This is a genomic window from Janthinobacterium sp. GW821-FHT03C08 (assembly GCF_059420905.1).
In genome coordinates, this window is sequence record NZ_JBWKUP010000006.1 from 11,304 (window position 1) to 26,532 (window position 15,229).

Annotated in this window: 14 protein-coding genes; 8 read left to right on the top strand and 6 right to left on the bottom strand. The window is 62.6% G+C overall.

Annotated features, from left to right (window positions below):
- Positions 1-3 precede the first annotated feature (3 nt).
- From AC07VL_RS09495 to AC07VL_RS09505, 3 genes are read left to right on the top strand one after another with little or no spacing between them, the layout of a single operon-like run.
- A complete protein-coding gene (locus tag AC07VL_RS09495; protein WP_494805611.1) occupies positions 4-804 on the top strand; it encodes a flagellar biosynthetic protein FliR in 801 nt (266 codons plus the stop codon).
- Positions 794-1,933, top strand: coding sequence for a flagellar type III secretion system protein FlhB (gene flhB, locus AC07VL_RS09500; protein WP_494805612.1), 1,140 nt, complete (start codon positions 794-796; stop codon positions 1,931-1,933). The genes AC07VL_RS09495 and flhB overlap by 11 nt, the downstream gene beginning before the upstream one ends.
- Positions 1,930-4,017, top strand: coding sequence for a flagellar biosynthesis protein FlhA (locus AC07VL_RS09505; RefSeq protein WP_494805613.1), 2,088 nt, complete (start codon positions 1,930-1,932; stop codon positions 4,015-4,017). Before flhB ends, AC07VL_RS09505 begins: the two co-directional genes overlap by 4 nt.
- Before the next feature lie 55 nt (positions 4,018-4,072).
- On the opposite strand, the gene AC07VL_RS09510 is transcribed toward AC07VL_RS09505, so the two are convergent.
- From AC07VL_RS09510 to AC07VL_RS09520, 3 genes are all read right to left on the bottom strand, one after another.
- Positions 4,073-5,176, bottom strand: coding sequence for a hypothetical protein (locus AC07VL_RS09510; RefSeq protein ID WP_494805614.1), 1,104 nt, complete (start codon positions 5,174-5,176; stop codon positions 4,073-4,075).
- A gap of 95 nt (positions 5,177-5,271) precedes the next feature.
- Positions 5,272-6,414, bottom strand: a complete 1,143-nt coding sequence (locus tag AC07VL_RS09515) for a flagellin N-terminal helical domain-containing protein (RefSeq protein ID WP_494805615.1) — start codon at positions 6,412-6,414, stop codon at positions 5,272-5,274.
- 233 nt (positions 6,415-6,647) lie between these two features.
- On the bottom strand, positions 6,648-8,324 hold the full coding sequence (locus AC07VL_RS09520; RefSeq protein WP_494805616.1) for an electron transfer flavoprotein-ubiquinone oxidoreductase: 1,677 nt from the start codon (positions 8,322-8,324) through the stop codon (positions 6,648-6,650).
- Positions 8,325-8,575: 251 nt separating this feature from the next.
- On the opposite strand from AC07VL_RS09520, the gene AC07VL_RS09525 reads away from it, so the two are divergent.
- Positions 8,576-9,352 (top strand): SDR family oxidoreductase, encoded by a 777-nt coding sequence (locus AC07VL_RS09525; protein ID WP_034752351.1) that lies wholly within the window; start codon positions 8,576-8,578, stop codon positions 9,350-9,352.
- Positions 9,353-9,522: 170 nt separating this feature from the next.
- Here AC07VL_RS09525 and AC07VL_RS09530 read toward each other — a convergent pair whose 3' ends face one another.
- Positions 9,523-10,089, bottom strand: a complete 567-nt coding sequence (locus AC07VL_RS09530) for a PAS and helix-turn-helix domain-containing protein (protein ID WP_290603952.1) — start codon at positions 10,087-10,089, stop codon at positions 9,523-9,525.
- Between the two features lie 146 nt (positions 10,090-10,235).
- Here AC07VL_RS09530 and AC07VL_RS09535 point away from each other — a divergent pair, with 146 nt between their 5' ends.
- Both AC07VL_RS09535 and AC07VL_RS09540 read left to right on the top strand, forming a co-directional pair.
- On the top strand, positions 10,236-10,937 hold the full coding sequence (locus AC07VL_RS09535) for a CoA transferase subunit A (RefSeq protein WP_494805617.1): 702 nt from the start codon (positions 10,236-10,238) through the stop codon (positions 10,935-10,937).
- A 20-nt stretch (positions 10,938-10,957) separates the two neighbouring features.
- Complete coding sequence (locus AC07VL_RS09540; protein ID WP_494805618.1) at positions 10,958-11,608, top strand: CoA transferase subunit B; 651 nt, start codon at positions 10,958-10,960, stop codon at positions 11,606-11,608.
- Between the two features lie 51 nt (positions 11,609-11,659).
- Here AC07VL_RS09540 and AC07VL_RS09545 read toward each other — a convergent pair whose 3' ends face one another.
- Positions 11,660-12,070, bottom strand: coding sequence for a DoxX family protein (locus tag AC07VL_RS09545; RefSeq protein WP_494805619.1), 411 nt, complete (start codon positions 12,068-12,070; stop codon positions 11,660-11,662).
- Positions 12,071-12,310: 240 nt separating this feature from the next.
- Complete coding sequence (locus AC07VL_RS09550) at positions 12,311-13,648, bottom strand: dicarboxylate/amino acid:cation symporter (RefSeq protein ID WP_494805620.1); 1,338 nt, start codon at positions 13,646-13,648, stop codon at positions 12,311-12,313.
- A 272-nt stretch (positions 13,649-13,920) separates the two neighbouring features.
- On the opposite strand from AC07VL_RS09550, the gene AC07VL_RS09555 reads away from it, so the two are divergent.
- Positions 13,921-14,802, top strand: a complete 882-nt coding sequence (locus AC07VL_RS09555; RefSeq protein WP_494805621.1) for an alpha/beta fold hydrolase — start codon at positions 13,921-13,923, stop codon at positions 14,800-14,802.
- Between the two features lie 46 nt (positions 14,803-14,848).
- Positions 14,849-15,199, top strand: a complete 351-nt coding sequence (locus AC07VL_RS09560) for a RidA family protein (protein WP_102294719.1) — start codon at positions 14,849-14,851, stop codon at positions 15,197-15,199.
- Positions 15,200-15,229 lie beyond the last annotated feature (30 nt).

Sequence of the window (15,229 nt, forward strand, 5' to 3'; positions counted from 1 at the left end):
GCCATGGACCAGATTTTCAACCAGGTGCTGCCGTTTCTGCTGGCCGTGTGGTGGCCGTTCTGCCGCATCCTGGCCATGCTCAGCGCCTCGCCCGTGATCGGCGACGGCGCCGTGCCGGCCACCGTGCGCATCCTGCTGTCGCTGGTGCTGGCCATCCTGATGCTGCCCGTGATGCAGGCGTCGGGCGCCTCGCAGGAGCTGCTGAAGATCGATCCGTTTTCGCTGCATGCCGTCGTCGCCACGCTGGAACAGGCCGTCATCGGCTTCATCCTGGGCCTGGCCTTCCATTTCGCCATGTCGGTGATGTCCGTGCTCGGCTACCTCGTGTCGAGCCAGGTGGGCTTTTCCATGGCCGTCATGAACGACCCGCTGAACGGCACCTCGTCGGACGTCATCACGGGCCTGCTGACCATCATGTGCATGATCGTTTTCTTTTCCGTCGACGGCCACCTGGTGCTCACGGGCGTGATCGGCGCCAGTTTCAAGGCCTGGCCCGTGGGGCAGGGCTATGCCCCGCTGCTGCTGCAGACGGTGGCCTACAACGTGGCGTGGCTTTTCGCCGCCGCCATGCTGCTGGCCTTGCCGATCGTGTTTTCCACCATGGTCGTGCAGCTGGGCTTTGGCTTCCTGAACCGCGTGGCGCCGTCGCTGAACCTGTTTTCGCTGGGCTTTTCCATGATCACCGTGTTCGGCCTGCTGATGCTGGCGCAGATCGTGCGCTTCATTCCCGAACACTATATCGCCATGACGAATCGCGTGCTCGATATGATCGCCGAACAGATGCGGGTGGCCCATGGCGGATAGCAGCACCGGCGACAAGACCGAGAAGGCGTCACAGCAAAAGCTGAAGAAGTCGCGCCAGGAAGGGCAGGTGGTGCGCTCGCGCGACCTGTCGACGGCGCTGGGCATCCTGATCAGCATGAAGCTGTTCGTCTTCCTGCTGCCCGGCTACCTGGACACGTTCCGCCAGCTGTTCGCCATGTCCTTCATGCCGCTCGACAGCAAAGGCGCGCTCGACAATGCCATGTCGATGGCCTTTACCACTTCGGTGGGCCTGCTGATCAAGATGATCGTGCCCCTGTTCTGCGTGCCCCTGTTCGTCGTGCTCGGTTCATTGATCCCCGGCGGCTGGGTCATCAGCGGCAAGAACTGGATGCCGAAGATGGAGCGCCTGAGCCCGGCCAAGAACCTGGGCCGGCTGGTGTCGCCCAAGCATGGCTTTGAATTCGGCCTGTCCATCGCCAAGGCCGCCGTGCTGGGCATGGTGCTGGTGCACGTGAGCCGCTCCAGCCTGACGCAGTACGTGGACCTGCAGCACCGGCCCTTGCAGCAGGCCATGCTGGACGGCTCGGCCCTGATGCTCGACGGCCTGATGGCCCTCGTGGCCGTGTTCGTGCTGTTCGCCATCATCGACGTGCCGGCGCAGGCCTTCTTCTTTGCCCGCAACCAGCGCATGAGCAAGCAGGACGTCAAGGAGGAGCACAAGAGCAGCGAAGGGCGGCCCGAAGTGCGCCAGCGCATCCGCCAGCTGCAGCAGCAGATCGGCCGGCGCAGCGTGCGCAAGACCGTGCCCGACGCCGACGTGGTGATCGTCAACCCCGAGCATTACGCCGTGGCGCTGAAGTACGACCAGGACCGCGCCGAGGCGCCGTTCGTCGTCGCCAAGGGCGTCGACGAGATGGCCCTGTATATCCGCCAAGTTGCCAAGGAACACGATATTGAAACGCTGGAGCTGCCGCCGCTGGCGCGCGCCATCTACAACACCAGCCAGGTGCAGCAGCAGATTCCCGTGCAGCTGTACCAGGCCGTCTCGCAGGTGCTGAACTACATCCTGCAGCTGAAAGCATTCCGTTCTGGGCAGCGTGCTGCCCAGCCCCCATTTCCCACCGAGGTGGTCGTGCCATCTCATTTGAGCGAGGTAGTACCTTCATGAATTTCCTGAACCGGTTGGTTGCTGAAATGCGCCGCCACAAGTTCGCCACGCCGCTGTTCCTGCTGGTGATCCTGGCAATGATCATCCTGCCGCTGCCGCCCGTGCTGCTCGATATCCTGTTCACGTTCAATATCGTGCTGGCACTGATCGTCATCCTCGTCAGCGTTTCGGCCAAGCGGCCGCTCGATTTCTCCGTCTTCCCGACGGTGATCCTGGCCACCACCATGCTCAGGCTGACCCTCAACGTGGCCTCCACGCGCGTGGTGCTGCTGCATGGCCACACGGGCGCGGATGCGGCCGGTAAAGTCATCGAGGCCTTCGGCAACGTGGTGATTGGCGGCAATTTCGTCGTCGGCATCGTCGTCTTCGTGATCTTGATGATCATCAACTTCGCCGTCGTCACCAAGGGCGCCGAGCGCATCTCGGAAGTGTCCGCGCGCTTCACCCTGGACGCCTTGCCAGGCAAGCAGATGGCCATCGATGCCGACCTGAACGCCGGCCTGATCAACCAGGAAAAAGCCCAGCTGCGCCGCAAGGACGTGGCCGCCGAAGCGGACTTCTATGGCGCCATGGACGGCGCCTCGAAGTTCGTGCGCGGCGACGCCGTCGCCAGCATATTGATCCTGATCATCAACATGGTGGGCGGCGTGGCCATCGGCTCGCTGATGCACGACCTGTCGTTCGGCGATGCCTTCCGTCAGTACGCGCTGCTCACCATCGGTGACGGCCTGGTGGCGCAGATCCCCGCGCTGCTGCTGTCGGCCGCCGCCGCCATCCTCGTCACGCGCATCAGCGATTCGGGTGATTTCGAGCAGCAGGTGGCAGGCCAGGTGCTGACGTCGCCCACGGTGATCTTCAGCGCGGCCGGCATGATGGTGGCGCTGGCCCTGATCCCGGGAATGCCGTGGTTCATGTTCATGACCTTTGCCGCCGTGCTGGGCTTCGTTGCATGGCGCCTGACCAAGCGCGTGAAGGCGCCCGACGCGGCCGGCATGGCGGCCATCGAGGCGGCCCTGCGCGAGGAAAAGCCGGCCGAACTGGAATGGCAGCAGCTGCCCGCCGTGCAGCCGCTGATGGTCATGCTGGGCTATAAGCTGGTCGGCATGGTGGACAAGACGCAGGGCGAACCTTTAAATAAGCGCGTCAAGGGCGTGCGCCAGAGCCTGTCCGAATCCATGGGCTTGCTGTTGCCGAATATCGGCGTGCGCGACGACCTGGCGCTGAAGCCGTCGCAATACGCGATCGTGCTGTCCGGCACCGTGGTGGCGCAGGCGGAAGTGCAGGCCGACCGCCTGATGGCGATCCCGTCGCCCAATGTGTATGGCCAGCTCGATGGCATTCCCGGCATCGAACCGGCCTACGGCATGCCCGTCACGTGGATCGAGCCGGGCGACAAGGCGCATGCGCTGGGCCTGGGTTACCAGGTCATCGAGGCGCCCAGCGTGATCGCCACGCACTTGTCGAAGATGGTGCGCGAGTATCTTCCGGAGCTGTTCCGCCACGAAGACGTCTCCAACATGATGGAACGCCTGACGGCCCTGTCGCCCAAGCTCGCCGGGGCGCTGGACAAGGCCCTGACGCACACGCAGCTGCTGCGCGTGTTCCGCGTCTTGCTGGCCGAAAATGTGTCCCTGAAGGATATCGTGCCCATCGCCACCACCTTGCTCGACAGCTCCGAGACGACCAAGGACCCCATCCTGCTGGCGGCCGAAGTGCGCTGCGCCCTGCGGCGCCAGATCGTCAGCGGCCTGTTCGGCCAGAAGATGGAAATGCAGGCGTTCAACCTGGGCGGCGAACTGGAAAACATGCTGCTCGGTTCCTTGAACCAGGCGCGCCAGGCGGGCAAGGTGACCCTGGATAACTATCCGATCGACCCGCACCTGCTGTCGCAGCTGCAGGTGAACATGCCGGTGGCGCGCGAACAGATGAAGCAGCAGGCGACGCCGCCGCTGCTGCTCGTGCTGCCGCAGATCCGTCCGCTGCTGGCTCGCTACGCGCGCCTGTTCGCGCCGGGGCTGCATGTACTGTCGTACAACGAAATCCCGGAAAACCGCGAAGTGAGCATCATCGGCACGGTGGGGTAAACGGTGAGGTAAGGTATAAAAACGGCGCTTCGGGCGCCGTTTTTATTGTGCTGTATCAATCCTGCTCGTCGATGGGCGGCAGCAGGTCCGGCTGCGGCGCGGGCTCGCCGGCCAGCAGCAAGACCTCTTCTTGTAGCAGATCAATGTTATCGCCGTAGTCATAGCCCAGCGGCGCCGCCACCTCGCGCGAGACGATGGGCGCTTCCTCCTGCTGCGCTGGCGGGGCGGGCGCCTCGGGCTCGACGGCCGCTTCCGTTTCCGGCTGCGTCAGCAGCAGCGCCACTTCGGCCATGGCGCGGAACAGGGGCAGCGACAATGCGGCAGCCGCCGCCTGCATGGGGTAGTTGCCGTGCACGCGCTGGGCGTGCAGCTGGCGGTTCAGGCGGCAGCGCACGACGCGCAGGCCGGCGCGGCGCACGGCGTCGGCGATCGCGGGCAGGGCCCGGCGCAGGTGGCGCAGGGCCGCCGGCTCTTCATCGGCGGCCAGTTCCAGCAGCACGCCATCGGCCACCGGCTCCATCTGCACCAGGACGCGGCCGATGCCGAAGATGAGCAGTTCGACGCGCAGGGCCACCTTGGCCTGGCGCCGGCGCGGCGCATGTTCCTCGTCGCCATCGCTGGCCAGCACGCGCAGCAGCAGGCGCTGTCCGCTCCAGCCGTAGACGGCAAAGCGCCATGCTTCGCCATCCATGGCCAGCGGCGGCCGGGCGCCTTCGCGCAGCAGCGCCGGCTGCTGTTCGGCCATGAACAGCTTGCCCGGCAGGTGCTGGCCGCGCGCCTGCTCCTGCAGCGCGGCGTACTGTTCGCCATAGGTCCTGACCATCACGCGCCAGGAAGCGGCCAGCTGCGCCGGGTCGGGCGGCTGCCACACCAGCTGGCGCGTAAAAAACAGTTGATTGACCTGCATGGCGCTGCTGTCGCGCGCCGTCGCGCCACCGCCGGCGCCATCCGCGTTCGGCTTGATCAGCGCGGCCAGGCCATCCTGCGCCTGCTGCAATTGCGCGGGCAGGGTGCCGGCGTCGGGGGCGGGTGCCATGAAGGGGCCGACGGGCACCAGCGGCTGCACCACGCCTGGCGTCATCGGCGTAGCGGGGCTGACGTCGAGGCGCTGGGTAATCAGGGGCAGGGGATTGCCTGCGGACACACGCTCTATCGCCATTGCTCGCTCCGCGTGGGATGAATAAAAAAAAGCCAACTGCTTGCGCAGTTGGCTCTGGTCGGCCTGACCTGAGCCAGGTCAGGACGCGGGGACTATTATTGCAGCAGGGACATGACCATCGAGGACATGCTGTTGCTTTGTTTCAACATTGCGGTACCAGCTTGCAGCAGCATTTGCGAAGCGGTCATGTTCGAGCTTTCGGTCGCGAAGTCGGTGTCCATGATGCGGCCCGAAGCAGCTTGCGTGTTGGTGCTGACGTTGGCCAGGTTGGTGGCAACGTGGTCCAGGCGGTTACCAGCGGCGCCCAGTGCCGAACGCAGGGAGCCGAGCGCATCGATCGCCGTCGACAGCTTGTCGATCATTGGCGACGCGGTGCCTGCTGTCAATTCGGTGCCGGTGACGCCCGTTGCAGCGCCGAAACCGTTGAAGTTGACGCTGGTTGCCTTGACTGCCGTTTGCATCGTGGTCAGGGTGGTGGAGACGTCCAGGCCCATGGTTTCCGACGTCGAAGCACCGATCTGGAAACTCAGGGAGGTGGAGAACTTGCCGCCGTTGCCAGCTGCCAGCGCCGCGGCCTCGTAGGCGACTGCTGCAGTGCTCTGGGCGCTGGCCGTGGTTGCTGCCAGTTGGTCCTTGTTGTACTGTACCTGAGCGAGGTTCATGGCGTCGGCATCGGCGACGGTGCCGGAAGCCGCGTAGGCGGTTTGCGCAGCGCTGTAAGCGGTCAGCGACGCAGCGGCTACGCCACTGGCGGCAGTAGCGGCGGTAGCGGCAGTGGTCTTGGCCAGGGTCGCGGCCGCTTTGTCGGCTGCGCTTGCTGCGCTGTTCAGCAGTTTCTGGCCGCCGAAGGAGGTGTTGCCCAGGATGTTGGTCAGTTCGGTGCCCAGTGCATCGTATTCCGACTGCATGGCGGTCTTGTCGCTGGCATTGGCGGAGCTGTCCGCAGCCTGGGTTGCCAGGTCTTTCATGCGGACCAGGATGTTGTTGGCTTCGCTCAGCGCGCCGTCGGCGGTCTGGATCATCGACGTGGCGTTTTGCGTGTTGCGCATGGCCATGGCCATACCGCTCGTTTGTGCCTTCAGGCGGGTTGCAATTTGCAGGCCTGCAGCGTCATCCATTGCCGAGTTGATGCGGTAGCCGGTGGACAGGCGGGTCATCGAGGTCGACAGCGACGATTGGGTTTTCGAGATCGAATTTTGTGCGGACAAGGCCGCTGCATTGGTGTGAAGGCTCAGCATGAAGATGCTCCAGTTAGTTGGTTACGGTGCGGAGCAGCAGTATTTGCGCTCTCCCAAGTACAAGACGACCATTGCTCCAACTAAATTAAATGCTTATGAGAAATTTTTTGAATTATTTTCAGAGCTTGCCAGGAATGCATGCCGGGCCCATGAAAAAAGCGCGGCACCTTGCGGGCCGCGCCTTGTCGCTATCGCCATCCAGGCAGCTTGCTTGCCCGGCGTAGATACCCGGATTACATGTTCGGGTAATTGGGGCCGCCGCCGCCTTCCGGCGTCACCCAGACGATGTTCTGCGTGGGGTCCTTGATATCGCAGGTCTTGCAGTGCACGCAGTTCTGCGCATTGATCTGCAGGCGTTCGGCGCCGTCGTCGTTCTTCACGAACTCGTACACGCCGGCGGGACAGTAGCGCGCTTCCGGACCCGCGTACGTGGCCAGGTTGACGTCGACGGGCACGCTGGCGTTCTTCAAGGTCAGGTGGATGGGCTGGTCTTCCGCGTGGTTCGTGTTCGAGATGAAGACGGAGGACATCTTGTCGAAGGTCAGCTTGCCGTCCGGTTTCGGATATACGATCTTTTTCGACTGGGCCGCCGGCTTCAGGCATTCGTGGTCGCCATGCGTGTGGTGCAGGGTCCATGGCGCCTTGCCGCGGAAGATGATCTGGTCGATGCCCGTCATCAGGCTGCCCAGGTACAGGCCTTTCGACAGCCATGGCTTGACGTTGCGCGCCACGTGCAGCTCTTCGTGCAGCCAGGATTGCTCAAAGGCAACCGGGTAGCTGGACAGCTCGTCGTGCTGGCGCGATTCGCCCAGCGCGCCGAAGGCCGCCTCGGCCGCCAGCATGCCGCTCTTGATGGCCGCGTGGCTGCCCTTGATGCGGCTCATGTTCAGGAAGCCCGCGTCGCAGCCGATCAGCGCGCCGCCCGCGAACACCAGTTTCGGCAAGGATTGCAGGCCGCCGGCCGTAATCGCCCGCGCGCCATACGAGATGCGCTTGCCGCCTTCGAAGAACTTGCGGATTTCCGGATGCGTCTTGTAGCGCTGGAATTCCTCGTACGGCGACAGGTAGGGGTTTTCGTAGGCCAGGCCGACGACGTAGCCGACCATCACCTGGTTGTTTTCCAGGTGATACAGGAAGGAGCCGCCGTAGGTTTTCGCGTCCAGCGGCCAGCCCGTCGAGTGGATCACCAGGCCCGGCTGGTGCAGGGCAGGGTCGATTTCCCACAGTTCCTTGATGCCGATGCCGTACGATTGCGGGTCCTTGCCAGCGTTCAAGTCATACTTGGCCATCAGCTGCTTGCCAAGGTGGCCGCGCGCGCCTTCCGCGAACAGGGTGTACTTGGCGTGCAACTCCATGCCCAGCTGGAAGTCGGGGCCGGGCTGGCCGTCGCGCTTGACGCCCATGTTGCCGGTCGCCACGCCCTTCACGGAGCCGTCGTCGTTGTACAGGATTTCCGCGGCAGGAAAGCCCGGGAAGATTTCCACGCCCAGGTTTTCCGCCTGCTGGCCCATCCAGCGCACCACATTGCCCAGCGAGACGATGTAGTTGCCGTGGTTTTCAAAGCAGGCCGGCACGGCGAAGTTTGGCGTCTTGTAGGCCTTGGTTTCCGTCAGGAACAGGATGCGGTCTTCCGTCACGGCCGTGTTCAGGGGAGCGCCCAGTTCCTTCCAGTTCGGGATCAGTTCGCTCAAAGCCTTCGGGTCCATGATGGCGCCCGACAGGATGTGCGTGCCCAGTTCGCCGCCTTTTTCCAGCACGCAGACGGACACTTCCTGGTTCTTTTCAGCGGCCAGCTGCTTCAGGCGGATCGCGGCCGCCAGGCCTGCGGGGCCGCCGCCGACGATGACCACGTCATACTCCATGGTCTCGCGCGGTCCGTACTGTTCAACTAAGTTATTAGGCTGTGTCATGGTCTCGATTTATAGTCACTAAATGGGTGGGTGAGGAATCTTCGAAGAAATTTAAGCACGAGTGTGCTTGTTTTTGGCGAGGATTGCAACTTTGGCGCCATTTTGCGTGACATTGCCCCTCGCCGCAATCTAAATCCGGCCATTTTGTGTAATGATGGCGTTTACCTTTGCTCAAGTACGGCGCAGGGTATTTTGCCCCGGTGCCGGCGGCACGGCGTAAAGTGTTATCTAAAATAAAACAGGAGTAGCTCGTGGGCATAGAAGTCAATTTCGAGGGCAAGATTGCCCTGATTACCGGCGCATCGAGCGGCCTCGGCGCGCGCTTTGCGAAAGTGCTGGCCCAGGCCGGCGCGCAGGTCGTGCTGGCCTCGCGCCGCACCGAACGGCTGAAGGAGTTGCGCGCCGAAATCGAGGCGGACGGCGGCGCCGCGCACGTGGTGTCGCTCGACGTGACGGACTTCGCCAGCATCAAGTCGGCCATCGCGCATGCGGAAACGGAAGCCGGCCCCATCGATATTCTCGTCAACAATTCAGGTGTGTCCACCACGCAACGCCTGGTCGATGTCACGCCCGAAGATTACTCCTTCGTGATGGACACCAATTTGCGCGGATCGTTCTTCGTGGCCCAGCAGACGGCCAAGCGCATGATCGCGCGCGCCAAGGGCGACCCGAAGAAACAGCACCGCATCATCAATATCGCCTCGATGGCGGGCTTGCAGGTGCTGCCGCAGATCGGCGTGTATTGTATGAGCAAGGCGGGCATGGTGCACATGACGCGCGCCATGGCCGTGGAATGGGGTAAATATGGCATCAACACCAACGCCATCTGCCCCGGCTATATTTCCACGGAAATCAACGAGGATTACTTTGCCACCGAGCAGGGCAAGAAACTGATCGAGATGCTGCCCAATAAACGCCCCGGCAAGCCGGAAGACCTCGACGGCCTGCTGCTGTTGCTGGCGGGCGAGGATTCGCATTTCATCAACGGCGCGATTATCTCCGCCGATGGCGGCATGAGCACTTTTTAACGCCATAAAACCTGCTGCGCGTCGCGCTTTGCGGCCTGCGATGCTTACCGGCTCGGCGCCCCCGTGCGAGAGCACGGTTGCGCTTCTTGACTACAGGGGGGCGCCGAGCCTCGCTGCCGCTCGCGACGGTTTTACTTGGCGTTAAACGAAAAGTCACCCTGGCTGCAGCCCTAGCGCGGCAGCTGCAGTCCCACCAGCTTGTGCACCAGCTCCGATGACGTCGAGGCGGCAAACTTGCGCATCAGCTTGGCGCGGTGCATTTCCACCGTGCGGGGACTGAGGTCGATCTGGCGGGCGATCAGCTTGCTCGTCTTGCCCTCCACCAGCAGCGCGGCGATTTCGCGCTCGCGCGGCGTCAGTTCCGCCGTCACGGGACGTTTCTCGCTGACATCCTCGAACGTCCAGATGCCCGCTCCCAGCGGCTGCGCGGACAGCATGGCGTGGCCCGTCACGTGGCACCAGAATAATTCCCCATTACTGCGGCGCATGATGCGCTCGTCCGAATAGCGGCCCTTGGCATTCATGATGGGAATGATGCGTTCACCCGTGCGCAGGAATTCGTCGTGCGTGGGGTAGAGTACTTCGAAGGACTGGCCATCGAGTTCGGGGCGAGCATAGCCGAACATGCCGGCCAGCGCCTCGTTGCAGCTGCGCATGATGCGGTTTTCCGACATGCACATGCCCACGGGCGCGTGCAGGAAGATACTTTCATAATCGATGGCTGACGCGGCGTTCATCTGATGCGTATCACTCTCACAGGGGATGGCCGGCACGGCGCCGGTAGTTCTACGGTATTGTACTTTCCACTCGCGTATTTTATGCTGAGTAGCTGCCTGAGTCATGGACTCAAGACCAAAGCTTAACAAAAGATAGAGGGACACCCATGAATAAAGTTTATCCTGACGCCGCCTCGGCGCTGGCCGGTATCGTCCAAGATGGCCAGACCATCGCCGTCGGCGGCTTCGGCCTGTGCGGCATCCCCGAAGCCCTGATCGGCGCCTTGCGCGATTCGGGCGTGACTGGCCTGACGGCCATCTCCAACAACGCGGGCGTGGACGGCTTCGGCCTGGGCCAGCTGCTCACCACGCGCCAGATCAAGAAAATGATCGCCTCCTACGTGGGCGAAAACAAGGAATTCGCGCGCCAGTACCTGGCCGGCGAACTGGAACTGGAATTCACGCCGCAAGGCACGCTGGCCGAGAAACTGCGCGCCGGCGGCGCCGGCATTCCCGCCTTCTTCACCAAGACGGGCGTGGGCACCATCGTTGCCGATGGCAAGGAACTGCGCGAATTCGACGGCGAACAGTACGTGATGGAACGCAGCCTCGTGGCCGATGTGTCCCTGGTCAAAGCCTACATGGCGGACCGCGCGGGCAATTTGGTCTACCGCAAGACGGCGCGCAATTTCAACCCGAACGTGGCCATGGCCGGCAAGATCACCATCGTCGAAGTGGAAAAACTCGTCGAAGTGGGCGAGATCGACCCGGACCAGGTGCACACCCCCAGCATCTTCGTGCACCGCATCGTGGTCAACGCGAACCCGGAAAAACGCATCGAGCAGCGCACCGTGCGCACTGACGCATAAAAAAGAATACGGAGATTATTATGGCTTGGACACGTGACGAAATGGCCGCGCGCGCGGCGAAGGAATTGCAGGACGGTTTTTATGTGAACCTGGGCATCGGCTTGCCGACCCTGGTGGCGAACTATGTGCCGGACAATATCGAAGTATTCCTGCAGTCGGAAAACGGCTTGCTGGGCATCGGCCCGTTTCCCACGGACGACGAAGTCGATGCTGACCTGATCAACGCGGGCAAGCAGACGGTGACGGCCTTGCCGGGCGCCGCCTACTTCAGCTCGGCCGATTCCTTCGGCATGATCCGCGGCGGCAAGATCAACCTGGCCATCCTCGGCGCCATGCAAGTGTCGGAAAAGGGCGACCTGGCGAACTGGATGATTCCAGGCAAGATGGTCAAGGGCATGGGCGGCGCGATGGACCTCGTCGCCGGCGTCAAGCGCGTCGTCGTGCTGATGGAACACGTGGCCACGGCCAAGGATGGCACGACGTCGCACAAGCTGCTGAAACAGTGCGACTTGCCGCTGACGGGCGTGGGCGTGGTCGACGTCATCATCAGCGACCTGGGCGTCATCGACGTGACGGAAAACGGCTTGAAGCTGGTGGAACTGGCGCCGGGCGTGAGCAAGGAACAGGTGCAGGCGGCCACGGGCGCGGAACTGGACGTTTCCGCCGTGTAAGCTAGCGGCGTGTCGCAGGGAAGCAGGGCGGACAGCGATGTCCGCCCTTTTTTATGCGCCGGCCTTGCCGCGCACGGCGTCGAGGCTGTAGGCGCCGCCGCCCGCCGCCGCGAGATACAGGAAGGTGAAGCAGTACATGACGGCCATTTCGCCGCCGTTCAGGATGGGCAGGAAGGCGGCCGGCGCGTGCATCAGGAAATAGGCGACGGCCATCTGGCCCGACAGGATGAAGGCGACGGGACGCGTGAACAGGCCGACCAGCAGCAGGGCGCCGCCCACCAGTTCCAGCACGCCGGCCGCGCCCATCAGGGAAAACAGCTGCAGGCCGTCGAACATGGCCACATGCGGTACGCCGAACAGCTTGGCCGTGCCGTGCTGGATGTAGAGGAAGCCGAGGATGATGCGAAGCAGGCCCAGCAGGCGTGGGGACCAGGTGGCGTAGAAGGCGGGCGTGAGGGACATGGGATACTCCATTCGAAAGGTGGATGGTTCGCTGTCAGGCTTGCATTAACGCAATGTCATTATGCGCGAGCCTGGTGGCGAACAGGTGGTCGTACTGTAATGGTTTTTCATTTATTGATCATCCTGATAAGTATTGATGCATCATTTACTGATTGTTGATGATGGCGCCATCGTGCCGGAAATAAAAAAAGCCCCGCGGATCGCTCCGCGGGGCCTTGCCGGGGTACAGCTCGCTGCTGCTTACTTGACGATATTCACGGTCGGGGCGACATAGGCGTCGTCGGTCGGGTGGGTCGGATGGGCCAGTTCGCTTTTCAGCTTGTCCATGTCCAGTTCCTTTTCCCATTTCGACACGACGATGGTGGCCACGCCGTTGCCCACGAAATTCGTCAGCGCGCGGCATTCGCTCATGAAGCGGTCGATGCCCAGGATCAGCGCCATGCCGGCCACGGGGATGGTCGGCACCACGGCCAGGGTGGCGGCCAGGGTGATGAAGCCGGCGCCCGTGATGCCGGACGCGCCTTTCGAGGTCAGCATTGCCACGCCCAGGATGGTGAGCTCTTGCCAGATCGTCAGGTCCGTGTTGGTGGCCTGTGCCACGAACAGGGCGGCCATGGTCATGTAGATGTTGGTGCCGTCCAGGTTGAACGAGTAGCCGGTAGGCACGACCAGGCCGACGACTGGCTTGGAGCAGCCCAGGCGCTCGAGTTTCTTCATCAGGGCCGGCAGCGCCGATTCCGACGAGCTGGTACCGAGTACGATCAGCAGTTCTTCCTTGATGTACAGCAAGAAGCGGCCGATGGAGAAGCCCGTGTACTTGGCGATGGCGCCCAGCACGACGAAGACGAACAGGAAGCAGGTCAGGTAGAACGAACCCATCAGTTTTGCCAGCGGGATCAGCGATGCCAGGCCGTATTTGCCGATGGTAAAGGCCATCGCGCCGAACGCGCCGATGGGAGCGACTTTCATGATGATGTTGACCATGCCGAAGATGGCATGCGACAGTTCGTCGATCAGCTTGGTGACGGGACGGCCGCGCTCGCCCAGCAGGGACAGCGAGAAGCCGAACAGGATGGCGATCAGCAGCACTTGCAGGATGTCGCCCTTGGCGAAGGCGTCAACGAAGGTCTTCGGGATGATATTCATCAGGAAGTCGACGGTCGACAGGCCTTCGGCGTGCGTGTATTGCGCGATCGACTTGGCGTCCAGGTGGGCCGGATCGGCGTTGAAGCCGGCGCCCGGTTTCAGGATGTTCGCCACCAGCAGGCCGATGGCCAGCGCGAAGGTGGAGACGATTTCAAAGTACAGCAGGGCCTTGCCGCCCACTCTGCCGATTTTCTTGACGTCCTGCATGCCGGCGATGCCGGAGACCACGGTACAGAAGATCACCGGGGCGATGATCATCTTGATCAGTTTGATAAAGCCGTCGCCCAGCGGTTTCATGTCGACGGCGTTCGAGGGGTAGAACACGCCCAGCAGCACGCCAGCCACGATGGCGAACAGCACCTGCACGTACAGGATTTTATAAAATGGTTTTTTCACGAGTGGTCTCCTCTTGCGGGTTGATGCTGCGATCATCCGCCCATAGTCAGGCCGGCTCAATTGTGGATAACCGCAGATATGCATTTTCGCTATATCGGGTATTGCGCCATGGCGGGCGTGCGAGTGCTGTGCTGCGGCGCAGCATTTCAGGCGCGCGCTTGGAGCATTGCCCGCGCTGCGCTACACTGCCGAAGAGTCACGCGCGGGGCAGCCGGCAAATCGCCGGTTTCTTTGTTTTTTACTACCCAATAACGACGCCTCACAAAATCGGCGCGCAGCAGGTTTTGTCCGGCGTTATAAGGAATCGCATGATCGAAGCCAGCATCAAGTCAGTGCAATGCATTTCGCCGGCGGGCCTGCACCGCATGTCGTACAAGGAGTGGGGCGCGCCCGACAATCCGAACGTGCTCGTCTGCGCCCATGGCGTGACGCGCGTGGCCGACGACTTCGACAGCCTGGCGCGCGCCATGGCCAGCGATTACCGCGTCATCTGTCCCGACGTGGTGGGGCGCGGCCGCTCGGACTGGCTGGCCAATCCGCAGTTTTACCGCGTGCCGCAATATGTGAGCGACATGGTGACCCTGCTGGCGCGCGTGCTGGCCAACGGCGAGCGCCAGACGGTGGACTGGTTCGGCACGTCGATGGGCGGCTTGATCGGCCTGGGCCTGGCGTCCTTGCCCGGCAGCCCGATCAGCAAGCTGGTGCTGAACGATATCGGCCCGACCCTGGCGCCGGAAGCCTTGCAGCGCATCGGCGACTACATCGGCCAGGACCTGCGCTTCGAAACGTTCGAGCAGGGTGCCAAGTTTGTGCGCGACGTGTCCGCCAGCTTCGGCCCGCACACGGATGCCGAATGGCATAAACTGGCGGTGGATGTCTTGCGCCAGGATAAGGACGGCCATTGGCGCCGCCACTATGATATGGGACTGGCCCTGCCGTTCCGCTCGGCCACGCCCGAATCGGCGGCCAGCGATGAAGCCATGCTGTGGGCCGCGTATGATGCCGTGCGCTGTCCCACCTTGCTGGTGCGCGGCGCGGAATCGGATCTGCTGTCGCACGAGACGGCGCAGATCATGCTGGGCCGCGGCCCGAAGGCGCAACTGGTGGAAATCGCCGGCGTGGGGCATGCGCCCACCTTCATCCACGACGACCAGATCGCCATCGCGCGCCAGTTTTTGCTGGGCAAGTAATCAGGAATAACGCTGTACAGATTTTGAAACAACCGAAAGTAAAAGCATGGAAATCACACGACTGCACGTAGGCAAACGCCTCTCCGAAGTAGCCATACACAACAACACCATCTACCTGGCGGGCCAGATCGCGGAAGACACGACGCAGGGCATCGTCGGCCAGACGCGCGAAGTGCTGGGCCACGTCGACCGCTTGCTGATGGAAGCGGGCAGCGACAAGACCTGCATCCTGTCTTGTCAGATCTATATCGCCGACATGAAGGATTTTGCCGGCATGAATGAAGTGTGGGATGACTGGGTTGCCTCCGGCCACACGCCGCCGCGCGCCACGGTGGAAGCCAAGCTGGCCAATCCGGCTTGTCTGGTGGAAATCGTCATCATCGCTGCAGAGCGCTAAGTTATCCAGTTATTGAGTTGTTAAGTTTAT

Excerpts from the sequence above, each read along its gene's own strand:
- AC07VL_RS09495 (WP_494805611.1), top strand. The coding sequence starts at position 4 with ATGGACCAGATTTTCAACCAGGTGCTGCCGTTTCTGCTGGCCGTGTGG.
- flhB (WP_494805612.1), top strand. The coding sequence starts at position 794 with ATGGCGGATAGCAGCACCGGCGACAAGACCGAGAAGGCGTCACAGCAA.
- AC07VL_RS09505 (WP_494805613.1), top strand. The coding sequence starts at position 1,930 with ATGAATTTCCTGAACCGGTTGGTTGCTGAAATGCGCCGCCACAAGTTC.
- AC07VL_RS09510 (WP_494805614.1), bottom strand. The coding sequence starts at position 5,176 with ATGGCGATAGAGCGTGTGTCCGCAGGCAATCCCCTGCCCCTGATTACC.
- AC07VL_RS09515 (WP_494805615.1), bottom strand. The coding sequence starts at position 6,414 with ATGCTGAGCCTTCACACCAATGCAGCGGCCTTGTCCGCACAAAATTCG.
- AC07VL_RS09520 (WP_494805616.1), bottom strand. The coding sequence starts at position 8,324 with ATGACACAGCCTAATAACTTAGTTGAACAGTACGGACCGCGCGAGACC.
- AC07VL_RS09530 (WP_290603952.1), bottom strand. The coding sequence starts at position 10,089 with ATGAACGCCGCGTCAGCCATCGATTATGAAAGTATCTTCCTGCACGCG.
- AC07VL_RS09535 (WP_494805617.1), top strand. The coding sequence starts at position 10,236 with ATGAATAAAGTTTATCCTGACGCCGCCTCGGCGCTGGCCGGTATCGTC.
- AC07VL_RS09540 (WP_494805618.1), top strand. The coding sequence starts at position 10,958 with ATGGCTTGGACACGTGACGAAATGGCCGCGCGCGCGGCGAAGGAATTG.
- AC07VL_RS09545 (WP_494805619.1), bottom strand. The coding sequence starts at position 12,070 with ATGTCCCTCACGCCCGCCTTCTACGCCACCTGGTCCCCACGCCTGCTG.
- AC07VL_RS09550 (WP_494805620.1), bottom strand. The coding sequence starts at position 13,648 with ATGATCGCAGCATCAACCCGCAAGAGGAGACCACTCGTGAAAAAACCA.
- AC07VL_RS09555 (WP_494805621.1), top strand. The coding sequence starts at position 13,921 with ATGATCGAAGCCAGCATCAAGTCAGTGCAATGCATTTCGCCGGCGGGC.
- AC07VL_RS09560 (WP_102294719.1), top strand. The coding sequence starts at position 14,849 with ATGGAAATCACACGACTGCACGTAGGCAAACGCCTCTCCGAAGTAGCC.